Consider the following 12,080-nt stretch of genomic DNA (forward strand, 5'->3'; position numbering starts at 1 on the left):
TAGAAGAATTGCTGTTAACACAATTGCCTGAAAACAGCGTCATTATTATGGACAATGCCAGCTTTCACAAAAGACAGGATACCCAACAGCTTATCGCAGATGCGGGACATCATATTTTATGGCTACCGCCATACAGTCCGGATCTGAACCCAATCGAGAAAATGTGGGCTTGGCTTAAACGTAAACGCAAGGATTGGCGCTTAGATTGCATCGATAAATTATTCTTTTACTTCCTGTGGATTTGTAACTCTTTTTGATTTCTTTGACTATAACATACAAAAACGGTGTCTTTATTTGAGCTGAATTGACTATATTTTTCTACTTTTCTGAGGATATTTTCACAGGATTTTGGAATGGAGTTTTCCTTTTTGCACCTGCCAATCCGCCTGCCAAGCGGCATTTTTTTCCTCGAACGCGCCCTTTAAGAGCAGGGGCGGGCGGGCAAGGAAGTCGAGGACTGCCTGCGGATTTGCATGTTCAAGCGGCAGTTGCAGGCTGAGGCTGGAGCCTTCCAGCAAGGTTATCAGGCTGCCGCGTTGGCGCAGGGCAATCAGTTGCAAGGCATTGTTAAATTGTTCTTTCAGAATCAGGCGCGCTTGGATTTCCGCTTGGGGATGGGTGGGGTAAAGGATAAGGTCGGCATCGAGTTGCCAGTCTTGCGCGATGAGTTTTTGCAGTGGAGGCGGCAGGTTTGCAGGGGCGCTGTTTGGTCTTTGGCGGTTTGTGCTGTGCAGATGCGCATTTAGGCGCAGCGGCGGCAGTTCGCCGCGCATCATAAGGTTTTCGGCTTGCAGATACGCTTCTTGCGGCTGGAGCACAGACAGGCGCAATACAGCGCTGCTGGACTGCTGCCCTGCTTGGCTGTGGATATCGGCAATCAGCTGCGCTTGCAGGTTGATGCGGATGTGTCCCTGCACAGGCTGGCGGATGAGGTCTTCGGGCAGGGCTTCATGCTGCCAGTCGAGATCGATGAGGTTGGCGCCGGCGCTGGAGAGTGTGCCGTGGCGAATGTACATGCGGATGTGGCTTAGCGATTGTCCGTGCTGCGAAATCTGCCACAGGGCTTGCGATTGCCAGTAGCCGCGTTGGTAACTGTGCAGCTGTAGCTCGATGCCTTGGCGGGCAAGTTGCTGCTGCCATGCGGGCAATTCCGCGGCGATGCGTTTTTCGATGAAGATGCCGGCAAGCGGCGGCGAGACGAGCCAGATACCGAACAGGATGAAGACGAGGACGAGCAGGCAGCGGCGCAAGATTTTCATAGGCGCGTCTCGCAGCATTGTCCGGCGGCGATGTTGGCAAAGGTTTGGCGCAGGATATGCGGGGCGTAGCGGCTGATTTCCTGCGGTGTGATGGCAAGGGGTTTGACGAATAGGTCAATCAGCCCCGAAAGGGTGCAGCCGATTTGAATAAGGGCTAGGGCTTGATTGGTATTGTCGGGGATTTCCGCTTTGGCGCAGGCGCGCTCGATGAGTTCGCGCAGTTGCTTTTCCCAAATGTTGCCGTAGTGCTGCATCATTTGGTGGATGTCGCTGTTTTCCGCGACAATGCCGCGTTGGGTATGGCAGAGATGCACCAAACGCAGGCGTTGCGGGTCGTGAAAATGGCTGAAAAGCACGATGAGGGTTTCGCAGCTTTCCTGCCAGCTGTTTTCATGGTGCAGGGCTTGCGCCATTTTTTGGATATGCGGTTGCAGATAATATTCGCCTAAGGCGCGCAGAATGTCGCTTTTGTCTTTGAAATGCCAGTAGATTGCTCCTCTTGTTAAGCCGACTTGCTTGGCGATTTGCACAAGCGTGGTGGCGGCATAGCCCTGCTCGTCAAAAAGTTGCAGGGCGGCATGTAAGATGTCTTGGCGGGTTTGCTCGGCTTCGGCTTTGGTACGGCGCATGGGGTTCCTAAAAATTTTAGCGCATTATAGGGAGTTATCAGAAAAAAACCATACTAACATACAAGAATGAATGTATAATAGTCGCCGTTTCTCCGCCGGCTGCGGAATTTTCTTTTTTACTTGATTGTTTTCTTAGGGGAAGTTTATGAGATACGGGCAGAAGCCGTCTATTGCGGTATTGGCTTTAAGCATTATGTTGGCGCTGAATTCAACGCAGGCTCTAGCACAGGCGCAGGGCGCACCGCCTCCGCCGATGGTGGATGTGTTGACAGTGGCGCCGCAAACGGTGGTGCTGACGGAGAATCTGCCCGCACGTTTGGAAGCCTCGCGCGAGGCGGTCATTGTGCCGCGCGTCAGCGGTATTGTGCAGGAGCGTTTGTTCCAAGAGGGGGCTTTTGTGCGCGCCGGCGAGGTGTTGTACCGCTTGGACAGCGGCACCTTTGACGCGGCTTTGAATACGGCGAAAGCGGGCTTGGGTCAGGCGAAAGCGGCTTTGGGGCAGGCGCAGGCAAGCCGCGATCTGTATCGCGCCACGGTCAACCGCTATGCGCCTTTGGTAAAAGCTAATGCGGTATCGCGGCAGACTTATGACGAGGCGAAAGCCAATTTGCAGGTGCAGGAAAGCAATATTGCCGCCGCACAAGCCGGTATTGCCGCCGCGCAGGCCAATATCGAGAGTGCGCAAATCAATTTGAGCTATACGGAAATCAAATCGCCGATTAGCGGCGTTATCGGACGTTCGGCGGTAACAGAAGGCGCTTATGTGGTGGCTTCGCAAAGCCAAATGGCGGAAGTACGCCAGTTAAATCCTTTGTATGTAAATATTACGCAATCCGCCGGTACTCTGATGAATTTGCGCCGCAATCTGCAAAGCGGCGCGGTACAGGCCGGCGGTACGAACGAAATCGAGATTTTGCTGGAAGACGGCAGCACTTATGCGCATAAAGGGCGTTTGCTGTTCGTCAATCAGACGGTGGATCAAAACACGGGCGAAATCAGTATTCGTGCGGAAGTGCCCAATCCCGAGGGCGATTTGCTGCCGGGACTGTATGTGCGCGTCAGCGTGCCGCAGTCGAGCATGAATAATGCCTATTTGCTGCCGCAGCAGGCAGTGACACGCGGTGCGACCGATACCGTGCTAATTGTCAATGAAGACGGCAGTTTCCGTCCGCAGCCCATCAAGATTGCAGGACAGCAGGGCAGCAGTTGGATTGTCAGCGAGGGCTTGGAAAGCGGCATGAAAGTGATTGTCGAAGGTCAGGCGAAATTGATGATGGGTGCGAAAAGCGTGCAAACCCGCGAATGGGGCAGTGCCGACAAGCAGCAAGAATCAGCGCCTGCACCCACAGAGAATACCCAAGCGGCTGAAGCTGGCGAACCTGCTGCGCAAGCGGCTTCCGGTGGCAGTTTGCCTAAGGCGCGCGATTTAAGCGCTGAGCAAGGCAAAGAGTAAGCAAGGATTAATCATGGCTAGATTTTTTATTGACCGCCCTATTTTTGCTTGGGTGTTAGCGATTTTTATCATGTTGGCGGGACTATTTTCCGCCACTAAATTGCCGATTGAGCAGTATCCCAGCGTTTCCGCGCCTACGATTAATATTTCTTTCGTTTATACGGGAGCAAGTGCGCAGACGATTCAGGATTCGGTAATTTCCATCATCGAAGAGCAGATGAACGGCGTGGAAGGCTTAGATTATATGGTTTCGCAGGCCTATTCCAGCGGCGCCGGCTCGATTGCCCTGACCTTTAAATCCGGCACGAATGAGGATTTGGCGCAGGTCGATGTGCAGAACAAGCTCTCGCAGGTCGAGGCGCGTTTGCCGCAGTCGGTGCGCAATACGGGGATTACGGTCGAAACCAGCGGTTCTTCTTTCTTGCTTTTTGCCATGTTGTTCGCCGAAGAAGGCAGCAATAAAGACATTAAAGAAATTTCCGATTATGCGGTGCGCACGGTCAAGCCCGATTTGCAGCGTACTGAGGGTGTGGGCAGCGTGCAGGTTTTCGGCTCCGAGCAGGCGATGCGCGTATGGGTTGATCCGCAAAAACTGAAAAATTACGGCTTGTCTTTTGCCGATGTGTCCGCCGCGATTGCTTCGCAAAACGTGCAAATCAGCGCCGGCAGTTTGGGTGCTTTGCCGGCGGTGGAAGGACAGCAGTTTACCGCCGCGATTAACGTTTTCGGGCAATTGGAAGATGTCGATGCTTTTGAAAACATCGTAGTGAAATACGAGGGCAGCGGCGCTGCGGTGCGGATTAAAGACGTGGCGACGGTGGAAATCGGCAATCAGTCCTACTCCATTGCCGCGCGTTTGAACGGTCAGCCGGCAGTCGGTATCGGTGTGCGGCTGACTTCCAGCGGTAATGCGGTGGCGGCAGCCAAGGAAATCCGTCAGAAAATGGAGACGATGGCGCAGTATTTCCCCGAAGGCATTGCTTGGGATATTCCTTACGACACCTCTTTGTTTATCAATCTGTCTTTGAAAAAAGTGTTCTACACACTGCTTGAGGCGGTGGGCTTGGTATTTGTCGTGATGTATCTGTTCTTGCGGAATATCCGCTATACGATTATCCCGACGATTGTGGTGCCGATTTCGCTTTTGGGCGCGGTGGCATTGATGTATCCGCTGGGGCTGTCGATTAACGTGCTGACGATGTTTGCGATGGTGCTGGTTATCGGGATTGTGGTGGACGATGCGATTGTGGTGGTGGAAAACGTCGAGCGTCTGATGGTGGAAGAGGGCTTGACGCCTTATCAAGCCGCGCATAAGGGCATGACGCAAATCACCGGCGCGGTTATCGGCATTACCTTGGTATTGGTCTCGGTCTTTATTCCGATGGCGTTTTTGACCGGTGCGCAGGGCGCGATTTACCGCCAGTTCTCTTTGGTTATGGCGGCATCGATCGGCTTCTCGGCTTTCATGGCATTGTCTTTGACGCCTGCGCTTTGCGCTACCCTGCTCAAACCGGCGCGCGAAGATCATCATGAGAAAAAAGGCTTTTTCGGCTGGTTTAACCGCGTGTTCAAAAAGATTACCCGTGCCTATCAGGCCAGTGTGGGCAAGATGATTCGCGTCAGTTATTTCATGATGCTGGTCTTTGTGGGCATTACCGCAGGGGCTTTGTTCCTTTTCCGTATGATTCAGACTTCTTTCCTGCCGACCGAAGACCAAGGCAACGTCTTGGCAACTTATCAATTGCCTTCGGGGGCGACGCAGGAACGCGCGCGCGCCATGTTGGAAAAAGCCGAGGGCATGGTCAGAAGCGATCCGGCGGTAAAAAATATGGTGTCCGTATTGGGCTTTAGCTTTTCGGGGCAGGGGCAGAATATGGCGCTGAGCTTTATGACGCTGAAAGATTGGAGCGAGCGTACCGGTGCAGGAGAAGATGCCATGTCTTTGTCTGGCAAATTCAACGGCATGTTCCAGCAAATCAACGAAGCCTTTATTTTTGCTCTGACGCCGCCGGCGATTCCGAGCATGGGCGTGTCTTCAGGTTTCAGCATGTATTTGCAGGACCGCAACAACCAAGGACATGCCGCTCTGCTTGCCGCGCGCAATCAAATGCTGGGTATGGCGGCACAAAGCGAAGTCTTGGCGAACGTGCGTCCCAGCGGTTTGGCGGATGCGCCGCAATTGCGCATCGATATTGACCGCGACGCCGCTTTCGCACAAGGCGTGCCGCTCTCTGCCATTGCCAGCACTTTGGGCAATGCGCTTGGCTCGAATTATGTGAATGATTTCCCGAATCAGGGACGTATGCAGCGCGTCTATGTGATGGCGGAAGCCAAATCGCGGATGCAGCCGGAAGATATTTTGGCGCTTACCGTGCCGAGCAGCACCGGCAAACTCGTGCCGCTGTCCAGCGTCGCCAGCTTGCATTGGATTACTGCCGCCGAGCAAATGACCCGCTATAACGGCTTCAGCGCTATGGCGATTGAAGGCGGTGCCGCTCCCGGCAAATCGACGGGCGAGGCGATGGCGGAAGTTCTAGCCTTGGCGCAGAAATTGCCGCCCGGCTTTGCGGTAGAATGGACGGGGCAGTCTTTAGAAGAAGTGCGCGCGGGTAATTCCGAGCTCTTTATCTATGCCTTCTCGGCGCTGGCGGTCTTCCTCTGCTTGGCGGCATTGTATGAAAGCTGGTCGGTGCCTTTTGCGGTATTGCTCGTGATTCCCTTGGGGATTTTAGGCGTGGCGGTAGGTAACTATTTCCGCGGCTATGAAAACGACATTTACTTCAAAATCGGTATGATTACCGTGATGGGACTGTCGGCGAAAAACGCGATTCTGATTATCGAGTTCGCCAAAGACCTGCAATTGCAGGGCATGACCAAAGTCCGCGCGGCGATGTCGGCAGCAGCATTGCGTTTCCGCCCGATTATCATGACCTCTTTCGCCTTTATTGCCGGCGTCGTACCGCTGTATTTCGCCAGCGGCGCCAGCTCCGCCAGCCAACGCGCCATCGGTACAAGCGTATTATGGGGCATGTTGATCGGCACCGTTCTCGCCGTCTTCCTCGTGCCGATTTATTATGTGGTGGTGCGCAAAGTCTTTGGCGGTGGTCATGATGTGAAAGACAAATATGCCAAAGCGGCGCTTGATGTAAACAAAGGACAAACAGCATGAACAGCTTATTAAAAACCCTGCCTCTGGCGGTCTTTCTGAGCGCCTGCTCATTTATTCCCGCCTATGAACAGCCCGAAGTCGATCTGGCTTCGGCTTGGATGCAACTGTCGATTGAAGAACATGGCGGAGAAAACGTGCAGGCCCTAGGCTGGCGCGAATTCTTTCAAGACGCGCAATTGCAATCCTTAATCGAAACCGCTTTGGCGCAAAACCATGATTTGCGCAAAGCCGCCTTGAACGTGCAATTGGCGGCGGAACAATACGGCATCGCCGAAGCCAACCGCCTGCCGGTGGTCGGCATCAGCGGCACTGCCAACCGCAGCCGCACAGGTTCGGGCGCATCGCCGACAGGACAAGAAGTCTATGCCGACAGCTTCCGCGCCGGCATCGGCATCAACAGCTTTGAACTGGATTTCTTCGGACGCGTCCGCGCCCTATCGGAAGCCGCCTTGCAGCAATATTTGCAAACTCGGGAAGCCCGCGATGCGGCGCAATTGTCCATCATCAAAGCCGTGGCGCAAGCCTATTACGGCGCGCGCATCAGCAAAGCCTTGATGGACTTGTCGGAGCAAGTATTGGCGGCACGCGAAGAAACCGCCAAACTCGCCAAAATGCAATTTGACGTCGGCTTGATTACAGGCGTTACCCTGCACAGCTATGAAAACGCGATTGAAAGCGCGCGCGCCGACTACTACGGCTACCAGCGCAACTATCAGCAAGCCCTCAATGCCTTAAGCCTGCTTGTCGCCCAACCTTTGGAACGCCTGCAATTGCCGGCAGCCAATGATTTGTCGGCGCAATTTGCCGCCGTGCAAATGCCGGCAGGCATCCCGTCCGCCGTCTTGCAGCAACGCCCCGACGTACGCCAAGCCGAATTCGCCCTCAAAGCCGCCAATGCCAATATTGGCGCGGCGCGCGCGGCATTATTCCCCGTCATCAGCCTTACAGGCAGTGCCGGCTACGCCTCTGCGGAACTCAATCAGCTGCTGCAAGGGCCGAACAGCGTGTGGAGCATCGGGTCGGCAATTAGTCTGCCGATTTTTAACCGCGGGCAACTCAATGCCAATGTGCGCATCAGCGAAATCAGTCGGCAAATGGCGGTGGAAAGCTATCAATCCGCCGTGAAAACGGCATTCCAAGAAGTCGCCGATACCTTGGTGGCGCGCGAAACCTACGCCAAGCAATTTGCCGCCACCCAACGTGCGGTCAAAGCGCAAAACGAGGTGCTGCGCTTGGAAAGAATGCGTTTTGAAGCCGGCGTCACCGACGGACTGACCTTGATTGATGCCGAACGCACCAATTTCACCGCCCAACAGGGACTCTTGGCGGTGCAACTCAGCCTGCTGCAAAACATGGTGAATTTATACACCGCCATGGGCGGCGGCTTGCAGGAATACGGCGTGCAAATGCCGGTCGCCGAAGGCGAGAGCGCCACGCCGATTATCGACCCCGTTCAATCGCTTGCGCCGACAGAGCAAAGCGCAATGCCAGTGCAGACGCAGCAGCCTTCTGCCGCTGAAGCCCCCGTGCCGCAAGGCGCGGTCAGGATTAAACTCTAATCTCTCGGCAAAAATGCGCTTCGGCGCGTTTTTTTATGCCTGCGGGCTTGTTATACTGCTCATCTTTTCAAAAACCTTTTATTCTTATGCGATTTATTACCGCTTTTTGCCTTTGTGCACTCTCCTTATTCATGCTCAATCCTGCTTGGGCGCAAACCGCTGCCGCTGACAATAAAGAAGCCCTGTCTGTATTGGCGGATGTCTTGGAAAATCCTCAGCAGCGCGAGGAATTAATCAAGCAATTAAGGGCGGTTGCCAAAGAAGAGATACAGACAGAGGATGTTGCGCAAACGGCGGAAAATGAGCCGAAAGGCGATGAGGCGGAACCGGCTCCCTCAGCAGATGCCGAACAAAGCGCGGACGAACAAAGCAGCGAGGCGGCTACTGCCGAAGCCGAAGCCTTGGTTAAAGTGACCGAAAACACGCGTGCGGCTTTGAGCAAGGCGGCGAGTCTGCCCAGCCGCATTGCCGATTACACGGGCGAATTGGCCGGACAAATGGGCGCCCGCGTCAAGCGCAGCTGGGAAGGCTTCCGCGATATTTTCAGCGGACGCGATTATCGTTTGAGCAATTTGGATTGGTCGGCTTTCAGCGCGGCTTTGCGCAATGTGGGGATTGTGATTGTCTCGGTGCTGTGCATTTACCATGGTTTGCGCAATCTGACGCGGGGCTTGCGGCGCAAACTCAATGACTGGGCTTTGCGCAGCGAATGGTCGCAGCTCTTGGTGCGCAAATTGCTCGCAATCGGCGCGGTTATTTTGGGCGACGGTTTGCTGCTTTTAATCACTTATGCGGCGGGCAATGCGATTGCTTTGTATGCGGTGGGCGAAACGGGGCGTTTGTCGATGCAGGCGGCCTTGTTTATGAATGCTTTTGTGATTATCGAATTGCTGAAAATCGGCATCCGTGTAATTTTTACGCACCGTTTTGCCGGACTGCGTTTGCTGTCGGCGGAGAATCAAACAGTGCGTTTTTGGTATCACTGGATTGCAACCTTGCTGAATTTGCTAGGCTATGGCTATTTGGTCGGCATTCCCTTGATTGAAGCGCATTTGAGCTACAATCTCGCCCAGCTTTCTTCCACCATTATCGCGATTGCCGCGTTTTTATACGGCATCTGGGTGGTGATTTCGCAGCGTAAAAATGTGCGCTCAGGCTTGATTAAAAGCAGCGAGCGGGTGGAGTTTTCGATTACCGCCTTTTTCATCCGCCTCTTGGCTTATCTCTGGCATTGGCTAGCGGTGGCATATTTTGTGATGCTTTTGGTGGTGACGCTGCTGCGTGCGGAAAAATCTCTGCCCTTTGTGCTGCAAGGCACGCTGAAAACCCTGCTGATTGTCGGCGGCTGCGGCTTGATTGCCAATTTAATGACGATTTACATGAAGCGCGGCATTCGCTTGCCGCAGCATATTCAGCGCAGTTTGCCGGGCATTGAGCGGCAGATAAATGCCTTTGTGCCGCTGATTTTGCGGATTGCGCGGACGGTGGTCTTTGCGGTGGCTGTGCTGAGCGTATTGGGCGCATGGAATTTGATTGCCTTCGATGCTTGGTTGGCTTCTGATGCGGGGCGGATTTTTGTGGACAAATGGCTGGGTGTGGTCTTGATTTTATTATTCATGCTGCTGCTGTGGATTGTCTGTTCCGCCTTTATCGAACACCGCCTCAGCCCGAATACGGGACGCGGCGCGCCTTCGGCTCGTGAGCAAACCCTCTTGTCGCTGCTGCGCAATGCCTTGGCTTTGTTCTTTTTTGCGATTAGCCTGATGATGGTTTTATCGCAAATCGGCATCAATATCGGACCTTTGATTGCCGGTGCGGGGGTCTTGGGTCTGGCGGTGGGCTTTGGCGCGCAGACTTTGGTTAAAGACGTGATTACCGGCATCTTTATCCAAATCGAAAATGCCATGAACGCCGGCGATTTCATCATGGTCAATAATATTTCCGGTACGGCGGAAAAAATCTCCATCCGCTCCGTGTCCCTGCGCGATTCGCAGGGCGTTTATCATCTCATTCCCTTTTCTAGCGTGACCACCGTGTCGAATTACACGCGCGGCTATTCCTTCCATGTCAATGATTACGGCATTGCCTACAATGAAGACATCGATTATGCCTGCGAAGTGCTTAAAGCCGCCTTTGATGAACTGGCAAAAGGCGAACATAAACGCAGCATCTTGGAGCCGATTAATATTCTGGGGGTGAGTGAGTTAGCGGAAAGCTCGGTCAATATCCGTGTGCGCATCAAAACCCTGCCGGGCGAACAATGGGTCATCGGGCGCGCCTATAATCGTTTAGTCAAACTCTATTTCGACAAAGCCGGCATTGAAATGCCTTATCCGCACCGCACCATTTACTGGGGCGAAATGAAAGACGGCAGCGCGCCGCCGCTGCGCATCGTGCGCGAACAGGCGCAAATGCGCAAAAGCGAAGCCGAAATCGAAGCCGGGCAACCGCGTATTGAAACGCCTGAAAACGCCGAACCGCCCGCCGTACTCAAACATCAAAAAGCAGAAGACAGCATTCCGGATGTGGACGGGAAAATGTAATGAGGCAACATCCGCTCAGCATTTGGCTTGCCGAAGGGCAATCCAGCCAACGCGACATGCTTGCCAGTCTGCAAGCCCTGAACAGCCATGCGCCGCAAGCGCTGAAGATTATCGCCTCGCACCGTCATCATCGCCCTGAAATCACCGACATGGCGGATATTGCCTACCAAGAACCGGAAGCTGAAGCCGAGCGCATCGATTTTGTTCTGCAACAAGCCCGGCGGCATCAAACGCGCGTATTACTCAGCGGACGCAACGGCAAATCCTATGAAGCACAGCGTGCGGCATTTGCCCAAGCCGGCATTCATCTATTCACAGGCGCGTAGAATGAAGACAGTCTACATCTGATGAACAATAAAGCCGCTTTTGCCGCCTTCTGCCAAGCGCGCAATATTCCGGTCGCCGGCGGCTGGGTATTCCATAACATAGAAGAATTGCAAGAACTACTAGCGCAATACGGACAGCAAGCCCTATGCGTAAAACCCGTTTCCGGTATTTTCGCACAAGGCTTTTGGCGGCTTGATAGCGGCGATGAGACTTGGGACAGCTTTAACCATCTTTATCATACGGAAGCGAAGAAAATTCATCTACCGCAATTCATTCAAGCCTATCGAGATAGCCTCATGGTGCAAAACCGCCCCATCCCCATGCTGCTCATGCCCTATCTTCCAGAGCGCGAATACTCGATTGACGTACTGTGCGAGCGCGGCGAAAGCCTGTTGGCGATTAGCCGCTACAAAGAAGGCAGCGTGCAGCATATCGGCGCCGACGAAAGCATCTTGCCTTTAGTCGAAGCCGTCATTGCCGCCATCGGCTGCGACGGTATTGTCAGCGTACAAAGCAAAGGCGATGCGCAAGGCAGGCAGCATATTTTGGAAATCAATGCCCGTCCCTCGGGCGGCATCAGCTACGGCAATCATAGCGGCGTGGACATCACGCAAACCGCCTTTGCCTATTGACTAGGTTGGTTGAGCAAAGCGGAAGTCAAAGCGCGGTAGGAGCAAATCCAAACCTGCTGCGTCCGCCCGGTGAGCGGCAGCGTTAAGATTTCAGGGTGAAGAAAATGGCTTCCGCTTAGTGCTGCTTGTATAGTCAATTAATAGAAAAATTAATTGTTTTTCAATTGGTTATGTTCGGAGAAGTGAAAAAGTAGTACAAGGCGGCGAGCCGCAGAGGGAACAAGACCCTACGGCCAGGCGACCCGACACCGTAATACTTTTTCAATTCTTTGACTATAGACAAACAAGTTTGTTAATCAAAAATGATGAAAAATGATTGACAAAGATTCTTGTCAATCATCTGTGAGCGACAACATCTGTTGTTACTCAAAAAGCGGGCAAAGGGACATTTTAGGTGCTAAAAAGTTTGAAAAGCCTTATTCTGTAAGGCTTTTAGCGAGGTCAAAAGCTTTGAACACAAAAAATGCTTTTTCTGTGGCTCAAAACAGGTCAAAAAAGATGGCAGACAA

Annotated in this window: 10 protein-coding genes; 8 read left to right on the forward strand and 2 right to left on the reverse strand. The window is 53.4% G+C overall.

Translation table 11 applies throughout. The features are described from left to right. The coding region (locus tag ACJHVI_RS02230) for a transposase (protein ID WP_483182988.1) at window positions 1-257 on the forward strand (257 nt) is incomplete at its 5' end. Between the two features lie 81 nt (window positions 258-338). On the opposite strand, the gene ACJHVI_RS02235 is transcribed toward ACJHVI_RS02230, so the two are convergent. Together ACJHVI_RS02235 and ACJHVI_RS02240 are read right to left on the reverse strand one after the other, a co-directional pair. Then, window positions 339-1,259: a hypothetical protein gene (locus tag ACJHVI_RS02235; protein ID WP_483182989.1), complete on the reverse strand. Its 921-nt coding sequence runs from the start codon at window positions 1,257-1,259 to the stop codon at window positions 339-341. Next, a complete protein-coding gene (locus tag ACJHVI_RS02240; RefSeq protein ID WP_483182990.1) occupies window positions 1,256-1,888 on the reverse strand; it encodes a TetR/AcrR family transcriptional regulator in 633 nt (210 codons plus the stop codon). The genes ACJHVI_RS02235 and ACJHVI_RS02240 overlap by 4 nt, the downstream gene beginning before the upstream one ends. Before the next feature lie 145 nt (window positions 1,889-2,033). On the opposite strand from ACJHVI_RS02240, the gene ACJHVI_RS02245 reads away from it, so the two are divergent. The 7 genes from ACJHVI_RS02245 to ACJHVI_RS02275 all read left to right on the forward strand — a co-directional run. Further along, window positions 2,034-3,341 carry an efflux RND transporter periplasmic adaptor subunit gene (locus ACJHVI_RS02245; protein WP_483182991.1) on the forward strand — a complete coding sequence of 436 codons (1,308 nt, stop codon included), beginning with the start codon at window positions 2,034-2,036 and terminating at the stop codon, window positions 3,339-3,341. 13 nt (window positions 3,342-3,354) lie between these two features. Next, window positions 3,355-6,510, forward strand: a complete 3,156-nt coding sequence (locus ACJHVI_RS02250; RefSeq protein ID WP_483182992.1) for an efflux RND transporter permease subunit — start codon at window positions 3,355-3,357, stop codon at window positions 6,508-6,510. Then, window positions 6,507-8,069, forward strand: coding sequence for an efflux transporter outer membrane subunit (locus tag ACJHVI_RS02255; protein WP_483182993.1), 1,563 nt, complete (start codon window positions 6,507-6,509; stop codon window positions 8,067-8,069). The genes ACJHVI_RS02250 and ACJHVI_RS02255 overlap by 4 nt, the downstream gene beginning before the upstream one ends. Before the next feature lie 86 nt (window positions 8,070-8,155). Next, complete coding sequence (locus tag ACJHVI_RS02260; RefSeq protein ID WP_483182994.1) at window positions 8,156-10,612, forward strand: mechanosensitive ion channel domain-containing protein; 2,457 nt, start codon at window positions 8,156-8,158, stop codon at window positions 10,610-10,612. Continuing rightward, a complete protein-coding gene (locus ACJHVI_RS02265) occupies window positions 10,612-10,938 on the forward strand; it encodes a hypothetical protein (RefSeq protein WP_483182996.1) in 327 nt (108 codons plus the stop codon). The genes ACJHVI_RS02260 and ACJHVI_RS02265 overlap by 1 nt, the downstream gene beginning before the upstream one ends. 21 nt (window positions 10,939-10,959) lie before the next feature. After that, complete coding sequence (locus ACJHVI_RS02270) at window positions 10,960-11,571, forward strand: ATP-grasp domain-containing protein (RefSeq protein WP_483182997.1); 612 nt, start codon at window positions 10,960-10,962, stop codon at window positions 11,569-11,571. A gap of 312 nt (window positions 11,572-11,883) precedes the next feature. Then, the coding region (locus tag ACJHVI_RS02275; protein ID WP_483182998.1) for a hypothetical protein at window positions 11,884-12,080 on the forward strand (197 nt) is incomplete at its 3' end.

The organism is Suttonella sp. (genome assembly GCF_056855035.1).